Origin of the sequence: Gordonia sp. NPDC062954 (genome assembly GCF_044543825.1) — a bacterium.
GTDB classification, from domain to species: domain Bacteria; phylum Actinomycetota; class Actinomycetes; order Mycobacteriales; family Mycobacteriaceae; genus Gordonia; species Gordonia tangerina.
The window spans coordinates 113,833-135,757 of record NZ_JBITWL010000009.1; the positions used below are offsets into that span (position 1 = coordinate 113,833).

Genomic DNA, 21,925 nt, shown 5'->3' on the forward strand with positions numbered 1-21,925 from the left:
TCCGCGCGCCATCTGTGCCATTTTGTGACTATCGACACACTGCAGAAGCGCCCCGACGGAACCCCGGTACGAGCTGTCATCGACCACTCGTGGCGGCGCTCCGCGTTGTCGGGTGTGCGCCCTGACGACCCGACGCCAACCGTGCTGGTGGACACCGCGAGCGCCGATCCGCTGCTGGACGCGGCACGGCCGGTCCTCGACGACGCGGCCGCGCGTCTGGCCGACACCAACATGTCGCTGCTGTTGGTCGATCACGAGTGCCGCATGGTCTCGCGAGTCGCGTTCGGCAGTGCCATCGAACGCACGCTCGACGACCTCGGCGCCGCACCCGGGATGCCGTTCGGGGAGGAGATCGTCGGCACCACCGCGCTGGGCACTCCCGCCGAGATCCGCGGTGGGATCGCGGTCAACAGCAGTGAGCACTATCTCGAACGGTTCAAGTCGATCAGTTGCTTCGGTCAGCCGATCGTCCATCCGGCCACCCGACGACTGGCCGGCATCATCTGCATGTCGGAGACGGCCGAGCACATCAACCCTCTGGCCGTGCCTTTCATCAACGGCATCGTCGCCGACATCGCCGACCGCCTGCTGGACCGTTCGCGCGCCCACCAGCGTCGGGTTCTCGATGCGTTCCAGCGCGCCGCGCCCCGACGCGACATCGCGGTCGCCGCGATCGGCGACGACCTGCAACTGACCAACGCGCCGGCCGCCGAGCTGCTCTCACCCGCCGACATCGGGGCCCTGCGGGTACTCGCCACCGAGCCGACGCTGCGCGCGATGGTGGTGCCGCTGACGCTGGTGTCCGGCGCCGAGGTCGAGGTCGGAGTGGAACCGGTCGCCGGGGTCGGCGGCGCGGCATTGTTCCGGTTCCGCCCGGCCGCGCACACCTCGCCGAGACCCGCTGCGGCGACCCGCACCGCACCGGCGGCCGCGACCACCATCGCGGTCACCGGTGAGCCCGGCACCGGCCGCACCACCGAGGCGCGCGCGCTCGCCGCCGACCACGGGTCCGGACCGACCCTGACGGTCGACGTCGCCGAGGATCTGATCTGCGGCCGCGACCCCGACATCGTCGATTCGATCGCGCGGGCCCGATCCGGACGGGTACCGCTCATCGTCGACGGCGTGGACCTGCTCGACGATCGTTCGATCACGCTGCTCACCAAGGCGGCGGCGTCGTGGTCGGGGTGCCCGCTCATCGTGGTGAGCGCCCCGCGCGAGCACGTCACCGCCGGCGTGGCCGCATTGATCGGCAGATGCGGGCGCCGCGTCGATCTGTCTCCGCTCCGGCAGCGCAGTTCTGATCTGGCCGCCACCGCCAGCGCGGTCCTGCAGCGCCTGGCCCCGGGGATGCGACTGTCCGGCAACGCAACCGACGCCCTGCTGTGTCAGGACTGGCCCGGCAACATTGCCGAGTTGGATGCGGTGCTGCGTCAGGCCGCGCAGTCGTGTGCGGCCCGGGCGGCGCGCATCGTCGAGCCCGCCGACCTCCCGCCCACCTACCGCACCACCAGTCGGGCCGCGCATCTGTCCGGGCGCGAGCAGGCCGAGCGGGTCGCGATCGTCGACGCGCTCGACCACGCCGGCGGCAACAAGGTGCATGCCGCACGCGAACTCGGGATCAGCCGCACCACGTTGTACGCCCGGATGCGTGCGCTCGGGATCTGAGTCACCCGGAAATTCTCTGGCCGTGCGGCCGCCGGGACCGGATTAGGCGCGGTGTTCAACGTACTGTTCAGTTTCTGGACAGCGCACTCCCGGCCGATGGTGGCAGAAATGAAGCAGGTCACAACTATGACCCAGATCACTTGAGATCTAGCCACCTGACCAGGAGGTTTTCATGACCGCCGTCGCCACCGACCTGCACGCGCGGGTCCGCGACTTCATCACCACCGACCGTCCGATGTTGATCGGCGGTGAGTGGGTGTCGGCCGCTTCGGGCCGCACCTTCGAGACGATCGACCCGGCCACCGCACGCCCGATCACCTCGGTCGCCCACGGCGAGGCCGTCGACATCGACCGCGCGGTGCGGGCCGCGCGACAGGCCTTCGACGACGGCCCGTGGTCGCGGATGAAGCCCAACGAGCGCGAGCGGCTGCTGTGGCGGGTAGGCGACCTGCTGACCGAGCGCGCCGCCGAGTTCGGACAACTCGAGGCACTCGACAACGGCAAGGCCGCCACCATCGCGACCGCGGTGGACATGAACTGGTCGGCCGACATCTTCCGGTACAACGCCGGATTGGCCACCAAGATCACCGGCTCCACCGTCGACGTCTCGATGCCGTTCGTGCCCGGCGGCGAGTTCCACGCCTACACCCTGCGCGAGCCGGTCGGCGTGTGCGGGCTCATCGTGCCGTGGAACTTCCCGCTGCTGATGGCCGCGTTCAAGCTCGCCCCCGCCCTCGCCGCGGGCAACACGGTGATCCTCAAGCCGGCTGAACAGACTCCGCTGACGGCATTGCTGCTCGGCGAGATCTTCCAGGAAGCCGGGTTCCCGCCCGGTGTGGTCAACATCGTCACCGGCTTCGGTGATGCCGGTGCGGCCCTGGCCGCCCACGACGACGTCGACAAGATCGCGTTCACCGGTTCCACCGAGGTCGGCAAGAAGATCGTCGAGGCGGCCAAGGGCAATCTGAAGAAGGTGTCGCTGGAGCTCGGCGGCAAGAGCCCGAACATCGTGTTCGCCGACGCCGATTTCGACAAGGCGGTCGCCGGATCGGTGGCGGCATGGATGTTCAACCACGGCCAGTGCTGTGTGGCCGGCACCCGGCTGTTCGTCGAACGCCCCATCTTCGACGACTTCACCGCCGCGGTCGCCGAAGCGGCGTCGCAGGCAAAGATCGGACCGGGCCTGGATCCCGCCACCGAACTCGGCCCGTTGGTCAGCCAGGAACAGTTCGACCGGGTCTCGGGCTATCTGTCCGCCGGCCTCGCCGACGGCGCGCGCGCATTGACCGGTGGAAAGCGTTGGGGCGATGAGGGATTCTTCATCGAACCGACCGTATTCGTCGACGTCGAGCCGCACTTCTCGATCGTGTCCGAGGAGATCTTCGGCCCGGTCGTGGCGGCTTTGCCCTTCGACGCCGACACCGGTGTGGCCGCGGCCGCCAACGACTCGATCTACGGTCTGGCCGCCGGTATCTGGACCACAGATCTGTCCAAGGCACACAAGACCGCACGCGCGATCAAGGCCGGTTCGGTGTGGGTCAACCAATACAACGGATTCGACACCGCAATGCCGTTCGGGGGCTACAAACAAAGTGGGTGGGGTCGCGAACTCGGTTCGTCCGCGATCGACCTCTACACGCAGACCAAAGCGGTCAACGTCGCACTCTGATCACCTTCCCTCACCCTTTCGCAAAGGAGCGAACGATCATGAAAACCAAAGCCGCCATCCTCACCGGCGTCGGAAAGCCCTTCGAGCTCACCGAACTCACCCTCGATCCGCCCCGCGACGGCGAGGTGCTGATCAAGTACACCGCCGCCGGCCTGTGCCATTCCGATCTGCACCTGACCGACGGCGACCTGCCGCCGCGCTTCCCCATCGTCGGCGGCCACGAGGGTGCCGGGATCATCGAGGAGATCGGTCCCGGCGTCACCAAGGTCAAACCGGGCGACCACGTGGTGTGCAGCTTCATCCCGAACTGCGGCACCTGCCGATACTGTTCCACCGGTCGACAGTCGTTGTGTGACATGGGGGCCACGATCCTCGAGGGCTCGATGCCCGACGGGTCGTTCCGCTTCCATGACGGTGACACCGACTTCGGTGCGATGTGCATGTTGGGCACCTTCTCCGAGCGGGCCACCATCAGCCAGCACTCGGTGGTCAAGGTCGACGACTGGCTGCCGCTGGACAAGGCAGTGCTGGTGGGTTGCGGTGTGCCGACCGGCTGGGGCTCGGCCGTCTACACCGGCAATGTCCGCGCCGGCGACATCGTGGTGATCTACGGCATCGGCGGTATCGGCATCAACTCGGTGCAGGGCGCTGTGCACGCCGGGGCGAAGGCGGTGATCGTGGTCGACCCGATCGCCTTCAAACGCGACACGGCGATCAAGTTCGGCGCCACCCACGCGTTCGCCAGTGCCGCCGAGGCGCAGGAGACCATCACCGAGATCAGCTGGGGTCAGGGCGCCGACTGCGCCATCGTCACCGTCGGCACCGTCGACGAAGACGTGGTGTCGGCGGCCATCGGCGCCGTCGGCAAGGGTGGTTCGGTGATCCTCACCGGCTTGTCGAGCCCGGAGAAGTTCACCGTGCACTGGCCGGGCATCGACCTGACGCTGAACGAGAAGTCCATCAAGGGCAGTCTGTTCGGGTCGGCCAACCCGCAGTACGACATCGTCCGATTGCTGCGGCTCTACGACGCCGGCCAACTCAAGCTCGACGAACTGGTCACCACCACCTACAGCCTGGACCAGGTGAACGAGGGCTACCAGGATCTGCGTGACGGCAAGAACATTCGCGGTGTGATCATCCACGACAACTGACAGCCGCTCCGACCCCGGCCCGGACGCGATGACCCGTGCGCGTCCGGGCCGGACCATGTCCGGCCCCCGCAACCCAGTCGATCAACCGATGTGACGTTCCCCGGCCCGATAGGCGGCCATCAGATCGTCGCGCGCCCGCGCCACCCGCGACCGGATCGTGCCCACCGGGCAACTGCAGATGGTGGCCGCGTCGGCGTAGGGAATCCCCAGGATCTGGGTGAGCACGAACGCTTCCCGACGAGGCTTGTCGAGCGACTCGACGAGCATCTCCAGTTCCACGTGATCGTCGTGGCGCGTACTGCGCGCCACGACGGCGATGTTCTCCGGCGACGTGAGATCGAGCACCGGACGCGAAGCCGCCCGACGGAAGTGGTCGGCGACGGTGCGCCGCGCGATGGCCAACAGCCAGGTCCGTCCGGACGCCCCGGCACGGAACGACGGCATCGACCGAATTGCCCGCAGATAGGTGTCCTGGGTGAGGTCGTCGGCCATCCGGCGATCCGCCAGATACCCCACGAAGCGCCATACGTCGTCGCGCGTAGCCTGGACGAAGGCCTCCAGTGCGTGTCGGTCTCCGCGAGCAGCGCCCATGGCGAGCCGAGTCACCTCGTCGTCGTCGGGCCTCGTGATCACTCGGCAACCGTATCCGACGCCTGGGATCGGATTGTCGGTGCCGGGAACTTCTCGGCCCGGCACAACGACTACTCACTTGGAGGGATCTGCCGGCAGCACACGTCGGCATGCGTGAACGTTGGGAGGCAGGGTGACACAGGTCGCGCCGGTGAACAGCACGGCAGGATCCGACTCGGCAGGCGTGGTGCGGCGAGTCGAGCTGGAGGTGTCCGGCATGACCTGCGGCGCCTGCGCCGCACGCGTCGAACGCAAGCTCAACAAGGTCGACGGAGTACACGCGTCGGTGAATTACGCCACGCGTGTCGCGACCGTCGATGCCCCGCAAGCGCTCGATGACGCCGACCTGTGCGCGGTGGTCGACAAGGCCGGCTACTCCGCTGAACGCCGTTCGTCCGGCCCGGCCGACCCCGACGATGATCCTGATCTGCGCACCGCCGATTCGCTGTTCCGGCGGATGGTCATCGCCCTGGTGCTATTCGTCCCACTGGCCGACCTGTCGATCATGTTCGCGACGGTCCCCGCTACCCGGATCAGTGGATGGCAGTGGATTCTGATGGCATTGGCCGCTCCGGTGGTCACCTACTGCGCGTGGCCGTTCTACCGGGTTGCCGCACGGAATCTCCGGGTCGGCGCGCTGTCGATGGAGACGCTGATCAGTATCGGGATCATCGCGGCCACCGGGTGGTCGCTGATCTCGATGTTCGGCGAGGACGCCGAGGCCGCCGACGTCGGTGTGTGGGAGGCCATCATCGGCAGCGACTCCATCTATCTGGAGGTGGCCGCTGGTGTCACCGTGTTCGTGCTGGCCGGCCGCTACTTCGAGGCGAGAGCACGGTCCCGGGCCGGCGGCGCGTTGCGCGCATTGGCCGCGCTCGGCGCGAAGGACGTCGCGGTGGTGCTCCCCGACGGTGGGGAGATGCGTATCCCGGTCGGCGAGCTCAAAGAAGGCCAGCGGTTCGTGGTGCGTCCGGGCGAGACGATCGCCGCCGACGGTCTGGTGACCTCGGGGTCGTCGGCGATCGACATGAGCGCGATGACCGGCGAGTCTCGACCCGTCGACGTCGACGAGGGCGATGCCGTGACCAGCGGTACGACCGCACTCAACGGCAGGCTGGTCATCGAAGCGGCCCGCGTCGGCGACGACACCGCCTTCGCCGCGATGCTGCGTCTGGTGGAGCAGGCGCAGAGCGCCAAGGCCGATATCCAGCGCCTCGCCGACCGCATCGCCGGTGTCTTCGTGCCGATCGTCATCGTGATCGCTGCGGCGACAGTGGCGGGCTGGCTCATCGCCGACGGCGACATAGACCACGCGGTGGGGGCCGGGCTTGCGGTGCTGGTGATCGCCTGCCCATGCGCGCTCGGCCTCGCCACACCGACGGCGTTAATGGTTGCCTCCGGGCGCGGCGCGCAGCTGGGCATCTTTCTGAAGGGCCACCAGGCCCTGGACGCCTCCCGTGAGGTGGACACGGTGGTGTTCGACAAAACCGGAACGCTCACCAATGGTGCGCTCGACATCGTCTCGGTGTCGGTGGCCGACGGCCACGCCCGCGACGGCGTGCTGCGCGCGGCCGCGACTCTCGAGGCGGCATCCGAGCACGCGGTGGCCAAGGCGATCGCCGCGGCGGCCGACGTCGACCCGGATGGCGTCGACGCGTTCGTCGCCGAACCCGGAAAGGGTGTGCGCGGCGTCGTCGAGGGACGCCGGGTCCAGGTGGGCTCGCCACGCTGGGTCGCCAAAGGGGCCGCTGTGCCGGCCGACCTGGCGCGCGACCGGCGCACCGCCGAGGCGGCCGGCCAGACCGTCGTATACGTGTCGATCGACGACGAGGTGTGCGGCGCAATCGCCGTCGCCGACACCGTGAAGTCGAGTGCAGCCGAGACGGTCACCGAGTTGCGGCGGCTCGGGATGCGCACGCTGTTGGTGACCGGCGACAACGCTGCGGCCGCGAAGAAGGTCGCCGAGGAAGTGGGCATCGACGAGGTGGTGGCCGAGGTGCTGCCCGACGAGAAGGTGGCCCGCATCGAGCGCTTGCGCGAGGAGGGCCGGGTGGTCGCGATGGTCGGCGACGGCATCAACGACGCCCCCGCTTTGGTGACCGCAGACCTCGGGCTGGCCATCGGCCGCGGCACCGACGTCGCGATCGCAGCAGCCGACATCATCCTGGTAAGGCACGATCTGCGTAGCGTGGTCGAGGCCCTCGGTCTGGCACGCGCGACCCGTCAGACCATCCGCACCAACATGATCTGGGCGTTCGGCTACAACGTCGCGGCCATCCCGATCGCGGCGGCCGGTCTGCTCAATCCGCTTATCGCGGGCGCGGCGATGGCGTTCTCCTCGTTCTTCGTGGTGTCCAACAGCCTGCGTCTGCGACGCTTCGCCGCAGGCCGCGAGTGGGCCGGCAACGACGCCGAACGCGCCGAGAAGGTGTCGGCGTGAGGGCCGCGATCCGGGGCAGGGCCCTGCTGTTGGCGGGCGTGGGCGCGGTCGCTGTATTCGGTGTGGCCGGGTGCGCCGAGGATGAGGTCAGCGCCCCGGATCGGGCCACCGAGTCCCTGATCGACAACCCGATCGACCCGTTGTCACTCGACACCGTGCTCGATGGTGTCGATGCGCAGGACCTGCCCGTGACCGCACGCCACGACGTCACCGACGAAGTGTGTCCGACGGCCGGCTGCGCATCGGCTATGGCCGCCGACGAATTGACCGTGCTCCACTTCCCCACCACTGGGCGCGCCGAGATCTACTTGGGCAAGCATCCGGATTCGTTCCAGGTGCTCGACATCGTCGTCACCTTCCCCGATTCCATCTCACCGCAGCAGCGCGAGGAGTACAGCCAAGCAGTGAAGGTGGCAGTGCGCTGAAGCGGTCGGTTCAGCGGTCTCGAGAGAGCTCCGAGAGCATTCGGTTGTAGGCGGTGAGTTCGTCGTCGTCGTAGGTGTCGGCGTGACGATCCCGGCGTTTGGCGAGCCGCCGGTCCTGGGTGGCCCACTGATGAACCAGGGCGATCACCACCAGCAACGCCGGCACCTCGCTGGCACCCCAGGCGATGGCGCCGCCCACGAACTGATCGCGGTACAGATCGTCGAGCCAGGGCAGGCCCAGGTACGTGTAGAACGTACCGCCGATCAGGGAGTCCATCGTCATCGTCGCGATGCCGAAGAACGCGTGGAACGGCATGACCGCGAACAGCAACCCGAGCCGACCCAGGAACGGCAGGCGTTTGGGGCCCGGGTCGATTCCGATGATGATCCAGTAGAACAGATAGCCGGTGATGAGGAAGTGCACACTCATCAGGTCGTGACCCCAGTGGTAGCGGGCCAGGGTGTCGAACAGGGACGTGAAATACACCCCGTACAACGAGATCACGAAGATGAGCAGCGCGACGATGGGGTTGGTCAGGATCCGCGTGAACCGCGAGTGCACCAACCACACGATCCATTCCCGCGGCCCGGGCAGGCCGCCACGCGCCGTCGGCAGCGCGCGCAGCGCGAGTGTCACGGGGGCGCCGAGTACCAGAAGTACCGGGATGAACATGTTGAGCGCCATGTGTTCGGCCATGTGCACACTGAACATCGCCATGCCGTAGGTACGTACCCCCGACGAGGTGACGACCAGCAGAGACAGGCAGCCCAGCACCCACGACAGCGTCCGCGTCCATCCCCACTCGATGCCGCGTCGACGCAGCCGCTGCACGCCGATCACGTACAGGACGGCCAGCACGATGGCGCCCACCCCGAGGAACAGGTCGGGACGCCACAGGAACGCCAACCGGGCCGCCGATGGACCGTCCGGGAGTTCATACCCGAGGAACACGTCCCACGCGGTGAACTCGTGCTCGAGCAATGCAGGCGCGGTTCGGGTGGCCATCCCGGCCAATGCGGCCTGCAGCGCGGTCGCGGCCACCACACCCGCCCCGAACAGCATCACGGTCCTCGGCGCAATCACCGAACTCCGGCGCAGCAGGGTCAATATCCGGACGTCGACCACAGAGCCCACCAGTGCCGCGAGAGCGGCGATAAGCGCCCAGCGGCCGTAGGCCGATGTGGCCAACTGCCCTATCGGGACCAGAAAACCGATCAGGATCAGGCCGTAGACGATCGTCACCGCGTCGAGGATGACCAGGGTCCAGGCGAGTCGTCGTCCGGTCTGCATCCGGTCTTGCTCGGGGGTGTCACGTCCGATCGTCGTCGCTGCGGCCACCCGTAGTCCGGTGATGACCGCTACCGCGGCCGCGAAAACGATCATCGCCGTCGTCGTGTAGTCGTGATTCGGGCCCTGCCCGGCGTTGCCGGCCACCGGGAGGGCGACCGCAGCGATCAGGGCGGGAATCACGAGCAATGCGTGAGCGGTCCAGGACAGGGTGATACGCACCACGATCGCGATCACCAGCGCGCAGCAGGCGCTGACGATCCACGCCACCGCCTGCTCGGAGGCCTCGACGATCTGCATGATCGCCGACGTGCTGAGCAGGGCGCTCGTCGACACTCCGGAGCGATCGGCCGCCGTGATGACGATCATCACGATCGCGCCGGCCAACCAGCCGAGCGCGGTCCGCTGCACGATGCGGTGGGCACGGAACGTCTCGATACCGATCATCCGGTGCGAATCGGGCCGCGCACAGATCGTGATGTAGACCAGTGACCCGATCGCGATGGCGGAGAGCATCGTGACCACGAAGTGCCCGGTCGGGAAGGCGACCGCGGTAAACCATCCGGGGAAGCTGTCCCCCGTCTCGCGGAAGCGGGTCGTCCCGGACACGATCGCCCCGGCTGCGACGGCCAGAGCACCGAGCACGACGCTCCCCCAGACCAACGCGCCCGGGTCGACGTGCCGACTTCGGCTGGCGGTGTTGCTCATACGGTCCTGAATGGTGTCGGCAGGCAGACACAGTTGCCTGAACAGTTCATGTCTCGTCAACTCTACGACCGCGCGTCGTTTCCACGAAAAAAGCGGCACAGGTCACACCATTGCGATTACGGGCCCCGGGAACCGAAAGTCCGTGCCGCGCGACTACTCATATGACGTCCCGACGCCGGACTTACAGCCCGTATCGCCCTTCAGCCCAAAGAAACGAGTTCTCCGCGATGACTGCCACCACACCACCCGAAGCGCCGCAGCCCACACCACCGAGACCGGAGCAGCGTTCGGGCCCGACCGCAGTGCCCAATGGGGCGTGGAACCGCTGGCGACCGCTCCTGCTGCGGTGGCATTTCTACGCCGGACTGCTGGTCGGTCCATTTCTGCTGATCGCAGCCGTGACGGGGCTGCTGTACTCGCTCGTCCCGCAGATCGACCGAGCGGTCTACAGCCACGAGTTGACCGTCGACTCCGTCGGCGACCAGCGACTGCCGTTGAGCGAACAGGTCGCGGCGGCACGCGCCGCACATCCCGAGGGGACGGTGAGCTCGATCCGTCCGGCGGAGTCGCCACAGGACACCACCCGGGTGGTGCTCGCCGTCGACGACGTTCCCGAGGACTATGGCCGCACTGTCTTCGTCGACCCGTACACCGGTGAGGTCCGCGGCGCGCTCACCACATTTGGGCAGTGGATGCCCGTGCGTGCCTGGTTCGACGCATTCCACCGCAACCTCCACCTCGGTGCGTTCGGCCGCAACTACAGCGAGTTGGCGGCGAGCTGGTTGTGGTTCGTCTCGTTGGCGGGGCTGGTGCTGTGGGTCGGTCACCGCAGACGCACCCGCAAGACCCGCCGCCTCCTCGTGCCTGACACCAAGGCCCCGAAACGGCAGCGCATGTTGAGCTGGCACGGCGCGATCGGAATCTGGCTCGTGATCGGTCTGCTCGCCTTATCCGCGTCAGGTCTGAGCTGGTCACGCTGGACCGGGGCCAACATCGCCGATCTACGGAGCGCGATGTCGTGGACAACACCGTCCCCGTCGACCGCCTTGACCGAAGAACCTGCAGCGCAGAGTGGTGAGCACGACCACGGAACGACCGGTGCGGAAACAACCGGCGAGGCCGACCTGACCGACATCGACGGGGTCTACGCGGCAGCGACAAGTGCCGGGCTGGGCGGCCCATTGGTGATCACCCCGGCGTCGGACCCGGAGTCGGCCTGGTTGGTCGGTGAGAACAAGCGCAGCTTCCCGGAGAGCTATGACTCAGTGGCCGTCGACCCGACGACCGACCAGATCGTCGACCGCGTGGATTACGCCGACTGGCCCTTCATGGCCAAAGCCACCTCTGCCTTCATCGGCCTACATATGGGCATCTACTTCGGGCTGATCAACCAGATCGCGCTGGCCGCGCTGGCGATCGGGCTGATCACCGTCATCATTCTCGGCTACGTGATGTGGTGGCGGCGGCGTCCGACGCGCTCGCATCGGGCTCTGGCCACTCCGCCTCGTCGCGGCGCGCTCGGCGAGCTCAAACCGGCCGAGGCAGTCGCCGTCGTCGCGGTGGTCGCCGTCGTCAGCTGGTACGTGCCCTTATTCGGACTGCCATTGGCGCTGTTCATCGCGGTCGACGCGGCCATCGGCGCACTGCGCAACCGCCGCTCTGCCCAGGCCGACAAGCAGGCGAACAGCGAGCAGGAGGTGCGTGCATGATCGACGATCTCTTGTTGCGGTGGGTGGTCACCGTCCTGTTCGGACTGTCGATCGCACAGTTCTCATACTCACTCGTTGCCCACCGCATGCGATGGACGGGTGTGGTCGGGCACCTGCTGCACATTGTGATGGCGCTCGCCATGGTCGTGATGGCATGGCCCTTCAGCATGGAGTGGCCGACAACTGGACCGATGATCTTCTTCGGGGCCGCCGCAGTGTGGTTTGTGGTGGCGGCCGCGGCCTTCGCGACCCAGGAACCCGAACGCGTCGCCCACGGCTATCACGCTGTGATGATGGCCGCGATGGCCTGGATGTACGCCGCGATGAATGGCGATATCCTGCCCGGCGCCGACTCGGGCGGTAGCCATGACATGCACACCATGGCGCTGGCGATGTCCGAGATGAACGTGGCGCACAGTCATTCTCCCGACATGGGTGACATGGACATGCACGCCGGTCTCCCGGGCTACGCCACCGCGATCAACTGGGTGTTGGGCATCGTGTTCCTGGTTGCGGCCCTGGGCTGGCTGTACCTCTATTTCAGCCGCAGACGCATCGCCGGCGACCCGCAGGAACGTGCGTCGGCCCTGCTCACGCACACCGGCGAATTGTCGCAGGTGTTCATGGCCGCCGGCATGTCGATCATGTTCTTCGTCATGGTGTGACCACGGCTGCCGGGTGATGGGGCAGCAGGTTCAGACCGCCCGATGATTGGGAGACGGACCCGACGACCACCGATCGAGGTCGAAACCGTCCGAGCGGCTACCCGGTGTCCGGGGCAAACTGCCCCAGGCCGCAAAGCCGAGGCCGACGACGACCGGTAGGTGCGAGAGCATTCGAGCGAGTGTCACCTGACCCGCGATCGCGTCGTGGATCACGTACCCGGCCAGCACCACGGTGAAGACGCTCAGCACCACGAGCAGTCCGGGCAGGGCACGTTGCCACCAGGCGGCGACCACCATGCACACCCCGAGCGCCAGCGCCCAGGCGGTCGTCTCGTTCACCAGATGTGTCGACTCCGGATGTCCACCATGGGTCATGCCGAAGTCGGCTCCGGTCATCTGCACCATTGCGATGACGATCTGGGCTGCTCCGGCAAGTGTGAGTCCGATGCGGACGATGTTGCGTCGCACTCCCAGGTGCACTGCGGCGAAGCTCGTCGCAGATGGTGGGGCGACCTCGTCGAGAACTGCAGATGACAGGTCGGGGACCTCGGAGCGACCCAATTCGGAGAGCACTCCGGACTGGCGAGTCGCCATCGCCAACCAGTCCCGGCAGGACGGACATTCTGCGAGGTGTTCGTCGACGCGGGCCGACGGAACTCCCTCGTACTCACCGTCGATTCGCGCGGACAATGCCTCGCGTGCCACCTCACACTGCACATCACCATGATGACCCATTCACCCGACAGCACCCCAATTCGTCGGTTTGGCTCGGCCTGCGCGACGGCACGCGTCGACCCGTGGCGCCCAGCGGTTGGGGGTTCAGCGCTCTAGAGCACGCGAACGAGGCCGGCCACCCATGGCACCGAGAGCACTGCGAGCACCGCGACGTTGAGCCAGAGATGATCGCGCAGGATCGCCACGAACTCTCGGACCTGCGCGTTCGGGACGAAGTAGGCCGCGGTGTGGGCGCCGGTACTGTATCCATCGATCCCCGCCGACCGCATGAGGGTCGCGGCCCGGAAGGCGTGGTAGTCGCTGGTGACCACTGCCGCCCGGCCCGTGATGCCGGTCTCGTCGAGCAATCGTTTCGTGTAGGCGAGATTTTCGGCGGTGTCGGTGGAGGCGTCCTCGATGCGGATGCGCCGATCGTCGACACCGTGTTCGACGAGATAGCGCGACATTGCCGACGCCTCGGATTCCGTCTCGTCACCGCCACGTCCACCCGAGCACACCAGGATCGGGTCGCGGCGTGCGCGGATCGCGTTGTCCAGCAGTTCATGTCCGCGGTCGAGGCGACTGGCGAGCAGCGGGCTGACCCGGTTTCCGCCGAGCAGACCGGCGCCCAGCACGATGATCGCGTCGACCGATTCGGTACGAGCTTTTCGGCGGCCGTGTTGCGCGTAGAGCAGTGACCAACCGAGGAAGGCGACGAACACGAATCCGAGGTAACCCGCAGGCAGGCCCACCGCCAGTAAGACGAGCAGAAAACTATTGGAGGCCGCCGAGTCGAACCAACCGATCACCACGCCGAGAAACACCCCGATCGCGTAGCCGAACAACAAGATCCCGAGCAGCGTCGACAGCAACGTCGCCGGGCGCGCACCTTCTTTTCGGGCCAGGTCGAACCCGTTGACGATCAGGTAGATACCCAGGGCGATGATGGCGAGCAGGCCGCAGGCACCCATCGCCAGCAACACCCAGGCCTCGGTGACTTCGTTTCCGGTCGCCGTCAAGGCCAGGAACACAGTGATCATTACGAGCAGGGCGCCCGCGGCGGTCAAGTAGATTCCCGGTTTCAGACGACGGGGATCTCGCCAGGCACTCAGCACCCCGCTCAGCACGACCAGGGCCAGCAGCGCAGCGACCAGGAACATGCCCCAATCCTGACAGGCGGGCGCTCGCGGCGACGTCAGGTGTGCATCGGCGCCCAGCGCCGTGCAGCGAGAGAGCACCTCGAGGGGCGACTGATTCGCTTCCGCCGATCCGGATGCAGTGACAACGCAGCGGTCAGCGCGGGTAGGTGACGATGATCTGACCGGTGCGGGCGTTGCGCCAGGTGATGGTGCGGTCGGTGTGCATGGTCGGTATCCACGGCCCGTCATGTTTGCGGTCGTGGTCGGGGCGGCACAGGGGTGCGAGATTGAAGGCCACGGTCCAGCCGCCGGCCAACGGGTCGGCATGGCAGAACTTGAGCAGGTGGTCGAGTTCGCACTCCTCGGACGGTCTGCCGCAGTAGGGATAACGGCAGCGCCGGTCGAGTTGGATGATCTCGGCCCGCAACGCGGCTGACGGCTTGTAGGTCAGTGCCCCGGGTGGTGGGGTGGCGAAACCGCCGTGGCCGGTGGGGTCGATGGGTGGGGCCGGTGTGCGGTTGCCGAAGATGATCAACCCGCTGGCGGTGCGGGTTTCACTGGGGCGGGCGGTGACGGTGGTGGCGTGTGGTGCGATCCGCGCGGCGTGGGCGGGGTCGATGGCGCCGTAACCCATCAGGCGGGTCGGGTCGAGACCGGTGGGGTCGTGGAGCAGGGTCAGGCCGGGGAGGACAAGGTCGGAATCGGAATCGGAATCGGTGTCGGAGTCGGTGTCGGAGTCGGTGTGAGCATCGGCCACGGCGGCGTCGTGCTCGGCAGGTGGTGCGGCGATGAAGTCTCGTCGAGGTTCCGGGGAGGGCGCGGCATCCTGAGTGATGTCAACGGCATTGGTTCCGGTGCCGGATTGGCTACTCTCGCCGTTGTCGTCGATGTTCGAGTCGCTGTCGCTGTCGACGGCAGTGTCGTCGTCGAGGTCGGCGAGGGTGATCGGCTGTTCTTCTGCCGCGTCAGGCCCACCCACCACGGGTTCGACGGTGGTCTCGACGGATGGAGCGGTGTCGGCCGTGGTGCTGTCAACCGACCAGTCATGGATACTGCTGTCACCGGCACTCGGGGTGGGTGTTCTCGCGGGTGTTGGATTGTTGGTGCGGGTCTGGCGGGCGGGGCAGGTGTCGTCGCCGCAGTGGCAGCGCAGCTTCGCGCCGGGAGCCTTGATGATCTCGGCGAACGCGGCGACGCGTTGGGCTTTGATGCTGCGCCCATCACGACGACACACCCGTCGGCTGATTAAGGCGCTGATGCGGTCGCGCAGGTGTACGCCGTGTTCGGCGGGGATGCAGGCATCGACGGTCATGTGACCGAACGCTTCGTTACCGATCGTCACATCCCCAAACAGGTCGGCGATGTCATCGCGCGTCTGGGCCGCTCGATCGGGGTCGAGGCTGATGATGATGGCGTCGAGATCATCTCGCAGGGCGGTGTCGGTGGTGGGTCGGCTGGCCAGGTCGAGCACCACATCATCGAAATCCCACGGCTCATCTTCGTCGGCATCGTCGGCGGCGGGATCGTCGGTGGCGGCAGCGTCGGTCTCGGACGCAGCATCATCGGAGCCGCCATCATCAGTGCCGTCGCCGTCGGAGCCGTCGCCGTCGGTGCGCTCACCATCGGTGCCGGCGTCGAGGTCAGATTCGGGGTCGTCGAGGTCGAGGGTGAGTTCCTCCTCGACATCCTTGCTGTCGGCGTCGGTATCGGGTTCGTCGGTGGTTTCGGCGTTGTCGGCGAGTTCGCCGAGTCGTGCTCGCAGGTCGCCGGTGGGGCCGGTGGCGGCGCCGCGGATGGCCACACCCAGCCGGTGAGGTCTCAAATCGCCGGCACGGAAGGCGTCACGGATCTTGGGGTGCTCGTCGAGTAGTTCGTCGAGACCGACCCATTCACCGGCTTGACGTCGAGAAATACCCAACTGCAGCGAGATTTCGCCTTTCGCGGCCTTGTCCGCGGCGTTGCGGACTCGGTTCGGAACGAAATCGTTGTACCCGGCGAGACGCTCGTTGTAGGTGGATCGCCCGATCTGACGGGCGATCTGCATCGCGATGGCCTGGGCTTGATTACTCAACCGCAACAGGTCGCGACCATGCTGCGCCAATTCGTCGAGACTGCTGCTGGCCAGCAGGGCGTCGTCGGCGGCACGGTCGGTGAAGGTGAACACGAAACGCTCCTTTCCGGCGAAGACGGTCTCTGAGGTCGGGATGGGTTGGTGGGGAATCGAACTGCTATCAGACTATCGGGCGGGTCTGACAACTTTGGTGCGCTGCAAGTGGGCTGTGGATGGACTTGTTCGGCGAGGTGTTGGGTTCAGGATAGCGGTGGGGTGTGACAACTTCGTGCGTGAGTGTGGTTGCGTGGGTGGACCCTTCGTGGCGCGGCCTCGCAAGCTCGGACGCTACTCAGCGATCAAGGGTGCGGCGTCTTTCTCGGTTCTCTGATGGGTGGGAGTCGTTAGCGTGGAGTCGGACTGGTATCAGATTATCGGGAGGGTCCGACAACTTCGGGGTGCTGCGGGTGGGATGTGGATGGACTCGATCGGCGAGGTGTTGGGTTCAGGATAGCGGTGGGGTCCGACAACTTCGTGTGCGTGAGTATGCTTGCGTGGGTGGACCCTTCGTGACGCGGCCTCGCATGCTCGGACGCTCCTCAGTGGTCAGGGGGCTTCGCTTGTTCGTCGCTGCGCTCTTCGTGATTTATGGCCGAGGCTTCCTCTCCGATCTCTAGTGGTCGGGAAGCGTTAGTGGGGAATCGTAACTGCCATCAGACTATCGGGTGGGTCTGACAACTTATCGGCGTTGCGGGGTGGGCTGTGGATGGACTTGCTCGGTGAGCTGTTGGGTTCAGGATATCGGCAGGGTCCGACAACATTTCGTGCGTGAGTGTCGTTGCGTGGGTGGACCCTTCGTAACGCGGCCTCGCAAGCTCGGACGCTCTTCAGGGCACAGGGACGCGGGGGACCCGGGGACGGCCTCGCAAGCTCGGTCGCCCTCAGCGAGCAGGGGACGCTTCAATCCCTCAGCGGGACCGCACCTGAATCACCGCTGTGACCATTTCGGTCCATGTCGCGACCACCTGGGCGCGACGGCGCGAATCGTCGGACAAGGTGTCGGCCAGGCCGAGACCGCGGGCGAGGTCGAGGGTGACCTGCGCAATTCGATGTGAATCGGGGTAGCGGTTGTCGGGATCGATCGCCGCCACGGTCATCTGGTGAGCGGCGCGGGCGAACTTCGCCTCCATCGGCAGGATGAGCTGACGCAACGCCGGATCGGAAGCAGCGGCCGCCCACACCTGCAGCGCCGCTTTGAATTCGGTTCCTGTATAGATGGCGACCGCTCGGTCGACCGCGGCGGCCACGCGGTCCTCCTCGTCGTCGGGCAGGGATGCGAGAACCCCGGAAGCGGTCGAGGTCATTTCCTCAAATACCTGCTCCAGGACCGCAGTGATCAGCGCCTCGCGAGTGGGGAAATGATGCTGCGCCGCACCGCGCGACACCCCGGCGCGCTCGGCGACCGCCGCAACCGTGGCCGCCGCCCACCCGTCATGGGCGAGAGCGTCCATCGTCGACTGCACCAGCCGTTCACGGGTCAGTCGCGACCGCTCCTGCCGGGGTTCGCGCGGCACCGGCGCGCGGGCACCGCTGGTCGTCATCGCTGATCCGCGGTGAGGTCCCACGGCGGGCGTCGTTTGGACAGGAATGCGGTCATCCCAGCCCGAGCCTCCTCGGATCCGAAGAGCTCCGCCGACTCCACGGCCCTCGCATCGGCTTCGGTCTCGAACCGCGCCAGCACCTCTGCGGTCGTCAGCGCCTTCGACGCCGCGAGCCCCTGCGGGGATGATCGCCGGAGGTTCGCGAGCACCGCGTCCATGCCGGACCCGAGGTCGTCGATGGTGGCGAAGGCTTCGGTCACCAGCCCGATACGGACCGACTCCTCGGGCCCGAAGGTCTCACCGGACAGAAAGAACCGCCCGGCGGCGCGCGCGGTGAGCTTCGGCAGCAGAACCAGCGAGATCACCGACGGCGCCAACCCGAGCCGCGCCTCGGTGAGCGCGAAGGTGCACGACGGTCCGGCCAGCACCATGTCGGCGGCGCCGATCAGACCGAGTCCCCCGGCCCGCACATGACCGTCGATACGGGCGATGACCGGTTTCGGCATTGTCAGGATCGCACGCATCAAATCGATCATCGATCGAGTACCGTGTGCCGACGCGTCCTCCACCGACATACCGGACTTCAGCGCCGCGCTGAGATCGGCGCCGGCACAGAATGTTCTACCGGTGTGGGTGAGAACCACGGCCCGCACGCCCGGATCGTCGGCAGCCGACTGCAACGCAGTCGACAACTGGTCGACGAGCACCGCTCCGAGCGCGTTGCGGTTCGCCGGCGAATCCAGCTCGAGCGTCGCAATCCCCTCGACGATCCTCGTATGGACGACCTCTGGGGTTCCGTCGATCATGTCAGCTTCCTGTTCTGCCATTACGCACCGTGCCGTCGCGCTCAGTACGACTTCGGCAACCCGAGGCTCGTCTGCGCGACGAAGTTCAGGATCATCTCACGACTGACCGGAGCGATGCGAGCGATCCGGGCGAGACTCAACAGCGGCGCCAGACCGTACTCGGTGGTCAGTCCGTTACCGCCCATCGAATGCACGGCATGGTCGACGATCTTCACGCACGCCTCGGCCGCGGCATACTTGGCCATGTTGGCGGGTTCGGCTGCCCCCCAGTCGTCACCCGCGTCGTACAAAGTCGCGGCCTTCTGCATCATCAGCTTGGCCATCTCGATCTGCACCTTGCCTTCCGCCAGCGGATGGGCGATCGCCTGGTGCGCACCGATGGGCGTCTTCCACACGGTGCGGTCGTTCACGTACGCGACGGCTTTGTCCAGCGCGAACCGACCCATACCCACCGCTGACGCTGCCGCCATGATGCGCTCCGGATTCAACCCAGCGAACAGCTGGCTCAACGCAGCGTCCTCCGACCCGACCAGCGCGTCGGCCGGCAGCCGTACGTCGTCGAGGAAGAGCTGGAACTGCTTCTCCGGGTTCTGCAGTTCCATGTCGATCATCGTGTACTCGAAGTTCGGCGCATCGGTCGGCACGATGAACAACGCCGGCTTGAGCTTGCCGGTCTTCGCGTCCTCGGTGCGCGCCACGATCAGCACCGCATCGGCCTGATCGACACCGGAGATGTAGACCTTGCGTCCGGTCAGCAACCACTCGTCGCCGTCGCGCCGAGCGGTTGTGGTGATCTGATGCGAGTTCGACCCGGCATCGGGTTCGGTGATGCCGAACGCCATGGTGATGGTGCCGTCGGCCAGTCCCGGAATCCACCGGTCCTTCTGCTCGTCGGTGCCGAAACGGGCGATGATGTTGCCGCAGATGGCCGGCGACACCACCAGCATCAGCAGTCCGGCACCGGCAGCCGCGATCTCCTCCATCACGATGGACAGCTCGTACATGCCAGCGCCCCCACCGCCGTACTCCTCGGGGAGATTGACGCCGATGAAGCCGAGTTTGCCTGCTTCCAGCCACATCTCGTCGGTCTTACGACCTTCCCGCGCGCACTCCCGGAAGTACTCTTGGCCGTACTTCGCGGCGAACGCCGCCACCGACGCGCGCAACGCAGCGCGTTCCGGGGTCTCCACGAACGGGTTGGGCGCGGTGTCGTTGAGCGTCTCGGTCATCCGACCTTCTCCTTCTGTTCTGCTGCTACGTCTGTCCGGTCGTTCTCGTCGTCGGTGATCACCGCGAGCACGTCACCCACCGACAGCTGCCTGCCCGGCTCCACCGACAGCGAGGTGACCACCCCGTCGGCGGGCGCCGCGATGGTGTGTTCCATCTTCATCGCCTCCAGCCACAACAGCGGCTGTCCCGCGCTCACCCGATCACCCTCCGCGACGGCCACCCGGATCACCGCGCCCGGCATAGGCGCCAGCAGCGAACCGGGCCGCGCGATCGCGGACGGATCGACGAACCGAGGAACCCGCCGCAACGTCACCGACATTCCGGGCCGGTCGACAAAGAGCAGATCGTCGTAGCCCGACACCGTCCACTCCCGGCGCACCCCGTCGACCTCCAACGTCACCGACCCGGGAGCCACCGCGATCACCGTCGTGTCGGGCAGGTCTGGCAGTGTCACGCCGGTACGCCCGTGTCGATACCGCACGTCGATCTCGCCGCCACTGCGCACATCGGTGAACCGTCGCACCCGCGGCCCCGACGCGAGATTGCGCCAGCCGGAGGGCAATCCACGCTGCACCACGGCATCGCGGCGCGCCGCCGCCGAATCCGCCAGAGCCGCGACGGTCGCGGCGACACAGATGTCGCCTTCGGAGGCCGGCAACGCCGACAACACGTCGAGTCCGATCTCGTCGATGAATCCCGTGTCGGTGTCACCGGCGAGGAACTGCTCGGAGCGCAGGGTGTTGACGAGCATGTCCCGATTGGTGATCGGTCCGTGAATGGTGGCGTCGGCCAGTGCGCGCGCCAGCATCGCTGCCGCACGCCGACGATTCGGTGCCCAAGCGATCACCTTGGCGAGCATGGGGTCGTAGAACGTGGAGACCTCACTGCCGTCGACGATGCCCGCATCGACCCGAATGCCCGGGCGGCTCAACGGGCCGAACTCGGTGTCCGCGTCGATCCGGATGGCGTGCACGGTGCCCGACTGTGGTTGCCAGTCCGCGGCCGGATCCTCGGCATACAGCCGCACCTCGATCGCGTGGCCGGTCGCGACCGGTTCCGCACCGTCGAGACGCTCCCCCATCGCAACCCGTAACTGCCACTCCACCAGGTCGGTTCCGGTGGTCAGCTCGGTCACCGGATGCTCCACCTGTAGCCGGGTGTTGGTCTCCAGAAAGAAGAACCGGCCCGACTCGTCGGCGAGGAACTCGACCGTACCGGCACCCGTGTAGTCGATGGCCGACGCCGCCGACCGCGCGGCGTCGAACAGTCGGGCGCGCAGGTCACCACCGATCCGCTCCACCAACGGTGCCGGGGCTTCCTCCACCACCTTCTGGTGGCGGCGCTGGATGGAACACTCACGCTCGCCGACCGCCCACACGGCACCATGTGTGTCGGCCAGGATCTGGACCTCGATGTGGTGACCGCGCTCGATGTAAGGTTCGCAGAACACGGTCGGGTCACCGAACGCGGACTCTGCTTCCCGCGCGGCGGCCGCGACCGCATCCGCGAGTTCGTCGAGCGTCCGCACGATCCGCATGCCACGACCACCGCCGCCGGCCGACGCCTTGATCAACAGCGGCAAATCGTCGGCGCTCACTGCGGCGGGGTCGAGGTCGCCGAGCACGGGCACCCCGGCGTCGACCATCAACTTCTTGGCGTTGACCTTGGAACCCATCGCCGAGATCGCGGCGGGCGACGGGCCGACCCACGTCAGTCCGGCATCGATCACCTTCTGCGCGAATTCGGTGTTCTCCGAGAGAAAGCCGTATCCGGGGTGGATAGCGTCGGCGCCGGCTGAGCGGGCCGCGGCGATGATCGCCTCACCCTGCAGATACGTCTGGGCCGACGTCGTCCCCGGTAGCCGAACGGCCGCGTCGGCCAGCCGTGTGTGCGGCGCATGTTCGTCCGGGTCGGAGAACACCGCGACGGTGCGCATCCCCATCGCCCGTGCAGTGGTGAACACGCGGCAGGCGATCTCGCCACGATTGGCCACCAGGACCGACGTGATCTGTGGTGCGGAATCTGTCATGTT

At 66.9% G+C, this 21,925-nt stretch carries 16 protein-coding genes; 7 read left to right on the forward strand and 9 right to left on the reverse strand.

Annotated elements, in window-relative coordinates:
* The first annotated feature begins 24 nt into the window (after positions 1 to 24).
* The 3 genes from ACIGKQ_RS11350 to ACIGKQ_RS11360 all read left to right on the forward strand — a co-directional run bounded on the left by ACIGKQ_RS11350 (position 25) and on the right by ACIGKQ_RS11360 (position 4,488).
* Positions 25 to 1,668, forward strand: a complete 1,644-nt coding sequence (locus ACIGKQ_RS11350) for a sigma-54-dependent Fis family transcriptional regulator (RefSeq protein WP_235723553.1) — start codon at positions 25 to 27, stop codon at positions 1,666 to 1,668.
* Between the two features lie 172 nt (positions 1,669 to 1,840).
* A complete protein-coding gene (locus ACIGKQ_RS11355) occupies positions 1,841 to 3,337 on the forward strand; it encodes an aldehyde dehydrogenase family protein (protein WP_235723552.1) in 1,497 nt (498 codons plus the stop codon).
* A gap of 38 nt (positions 3,338 to 3,375) precedes the next feature.
* Positions 3,376 to 4,488 carry an NDMA-dependent alcohol dehydrogenase gene (locus ACIGKQ_RS11360; RefSeq protein ID WP_328712816.1) on the forward strand — a complete coding sequence of 371 codons (1,113 nt, stop codon included), beginning with the start codon at positions 3,376 to 3,378 and terminating at the stop codon, positions 4,486 to 4,488.
* 81 nt (positions 4,489 to 4,569) lie between these two features.
* Here the strand turns inward: ACIGKQ_RS11360 and ACIGKQ_RS11365 are convergent, their stop codons facing one another.
* Positions 4,570 to 5,121: a sigma-70 family RNA polymerase sigma factor gene (locus tag ACIGKQ_RS11365; protein ID WP_266061617.1), complete on the reverse strand. Its 552-nt coding sequence runs from the start codon at positions 5,119 to 5,121 to the stop codon at positions 4,570 to 4,572.
* 148 nt (positions 5,122 to 5,269) lie between these two features.
* Here ACIGKQ_RS11365 and ACIGKQ_RS11370 point away from each other — a divergent pair, with 148 nt between their 5' ends.
* Together ACIGKQ_RS11370 and ACIGKQ_RS11375 are read left to right on the forward strand one after the other, a co-directional pair.
* Positions 5,270 to 7,558 (forward strand): cation-translocating P-type ATPase, encoded by a 2,289-nt coding sequence (locus ACIGKQ_RS11370; RefSeq protein WP_266061619.1) that lies wholly within the window; start codon positions 5,270 to 5,272, stop codon positions 7,556 to 7,558.
* The gene (locus ACIGKQ_RS11375) at positions 7,555 to 7,983 is read left to right on the forward strand and encodes a hypothetical protein (protein WP_266061620.1); all 429 of its coding nucleotides are present in this window, start codon (positions 7,555 to 7,557) and stop codon (positions 7,981 to 7,983) included. Before ACIGKQ_RS11370 ends, ACIGKQ_RS11375 begins: the two co-directional genes overlap by 4 nt.
* A 10-nt stretch (positions 7,984 to 7,993) precedes the next feature.
* Here ACIGKQ_RS11375 and ACIGKQ_RS11380 read toward each other — a convergent pair whose 3' ends face one another.
* Positions 7,994 to 9,979, reverse strand: a complete 1,986-nt coding sequence (locus ACIGKQ_RS11380; protein WP_287015664.1) for a cytochrome c oxidase assembly protein — start codon at positions 9,977 to 9,979, stop codon at positions 7,994 to 7,996.
* Between the two features lie 227 nt (positions 9,980 to 10,206).
* On the opposite strand from ACIGKQ_RS11380, the gene ACIGKQ_RS11385 reads away from it, so the two are divergent.
* On the forward strand, positions 10,207 to 11,688 hold the full coding sequence (locus tag ACIGKQ_RS11385) for a PepSY domain-containing protein (RefSeq protein WP_266061622.1): 1,482 nt from the start codon (positions 10,207 to 10,209) through the stop codon (positions 11,686 to 11,688).
* Positions 11,685 to 12,353, forward strand: coding sequence for a DUF5134 domain-containing protein (locus ACIGKQ_RS11390; protein ID WP_266061623.1), 669 nt, complete (start codon positions 11,685 to 11,687; stop codon positions 12,351 to 12,353). The genes ACIGKQ_RS11385 and ACIGKQ_RS11390 overlap by 4 nt, the downstream gene beginning before the upstream one ends.
* A 30-nt stretch (positions 12,354 to 12,383) precedes the next feature.
* Here the strand turns inward: ACIGKQ_RS11390 and ACIGKQ_RS11395 are convergent, their stop codons facing one another.
* The 7 genes from ACIGKQ_RS11395 to ACIGKQ_RS11425 form a co-directional block, all read right to left on the reverse strand.
* Positions 12,384 to 13,088, reverse strand: coding sequence for a zf-HC2 domain-containing protein (locus tag ACIGKQ_RS11395; RefSeq protein ID WP_277615078.1), 705 nt, complete (start codon positions 13,086 to 13,088; stop codon positions 12,384 to 12,386).
* Between the two features lie 92 nt (positions 13,089 to 13,180).
* On the reverse strand, positions 13,181 to 14,227 hold the full coding sequence (locus ACIGKQ_RS11400; protein ID WP_396573665.1) for a YdcF family protein: 1,047 nt from the start codon (positions 14,225 to 14,227) through the stop codon (positions 13,181 to 13,183).
* A 133-nt stretch (positions 14,228 to 14,360) separates the two neighbouring features.
* Positions 14,361 to 16,370 carry an HNH endonuclease signature motif containing protein gene (locus tag ACIGKQ_RS11405; protein WP_396573667.1) on the reverse strand — a complete coding sequence of 670 codons (2,010 nt, stop codon included), beginning with the start codon at positions 16,368 to 16,370 and terminating at the stop codon, positions 14,361 to 14,363.
* 854 nt (positions 16,371 to 17,224) lie between these two features.
* On the reverse strand, positions 17,225 to 17,857 hold the full coding sequence (locus tag ACIGKQ_RS11410; protein ID WP_235723543.1) for a TetR/AcrR family transcriptional regulator: 633 nt from the start codon (positions 17,855 to 17,857) through the stop codon (positions 17,225 to 17,227).
* Positions 17,854 to 18,663: an enoyl-CoA hydratase family protein gene (locus ACIGKQ_RS11415; protein WP_396573670.1), complete on the reverse strand. Its 810-nt coding sequence runs from the start codon at positions 18,661 to 18,663 to the stop codon at positions 17,854 to 17,856. Before ACIGKQ_RS11415 ends, ACIGKQ_RS11410 begins: the two co-directional genes overlap by 4 nt.
* Positions 18,664 to 18,704: 41 nt before the next feature.
* Positions 18,705 to 19,892 carry an acyl-CoA dehydrogenase family protein gene (locus ACIGKQ_RS11420; protein ID WP_235723541.1) on the reverse strand — a complete coding sequence of 396 codons (1,188 nt, stop codon included), beginning with the start codon at positions 19,890 to 19,892 and terminating at the stop codon, positions 18,705 to 18,707.
* Entirely contained in the window at positions 19,889 to 21,922 is a 2,034-nt protein-coding gene (locus ACIGKQ_RS11425; protein WP_266061629.1) for a biotin carboxylase N-terminal domain-containing protein, read from the reverse strand. Before ACIGKQ_RS11425 ends, ACIGKQ_RS11420 begins: the two co-directional genes overlap by 4 nt.
* Between the last annotated feature and the right edge of the window lie 3 nt (positions 21,923 to 21,925).

Coding starts and splice junctions, on each gene's coding strand:
- ACIGKQ_RS11355 (WP_235723552.1), top strand. CDS start 1,841: ATGACCGCCGTCGCCACCGACCTGCACGCGCGGGTCCGCGACTTCATC.
- ACIGKQ_RS11360 (WP_328712816.1), top strand. CDS start 3,376: ATGAAAACCAAAGCCGCCATCCTCACCGGCGTCGGAAAGCCCTTCGAG.
- ACIGKQ_RS11380 (WP_287015664.1), bottom strand. CDS start 9,979: ATGAGCAACACCGCCAGCCGAAGTCGGCACGTCGACCCGGGCGCGTTG.
- ACIGKQ_RS11385 (WP_266061622.1), top strand. CDS start 10,207: ATGACTGCCACCACACCACCCGAAGCGCCGCAGCCCACACCACCGAGA.
- ACIGKQ_RS11390 (WP_266061623.1), top strand. CDS start 11,685: ATGATCGACGATCTCTTGTTGCGGTGGGTGGTCACCGTCCTGTTCGGA.
- ACIGKQ_RS11395 (WP_277615078.1), bottom strand. CDS start 13,088: ATGGGTCATCATGGTGATGTGCAGTGTGAGGTGGCACGCGAGGCATTG.
- ACIGKQ_RS11400 (WP_396573665.1), bottom strand. CDS start 14,227: ATGTTCCTGGTCGCTGCGCTGCTGGCCCTGGTCGTGCTGAGCGGGGTG.
- ACIGKQ_RS11410 (WP_235723543.1), bottom strand. CDS start 17,857: ATGACGACCAGCGGTGCCCGCGCGCCGGTGCCGCGCGAACCCCGGCAG.
- ACIGKQ_RS11415 (WP_396573670.1), bottom strand. CDS start 18,663: ATGATCGACGGAACCCCAGAGGTCGTCCATACGAGGATCGTCGAGGGG.
- ACIGKQ_RS11420 (WP_235723541.1), bottom strand. CDS start 19,892: ATGACCGAGACGCTCAACGACACCGCGCCCAACCCGTTCGTGGAGACC.
- ACIGKQ_RS11425 (WP_266061629.1), bottom strand. CDS start 21,922: ATGACAGATTCCGCACCACAGATCACGTCGGTCCTGGTGGCCAATCGT.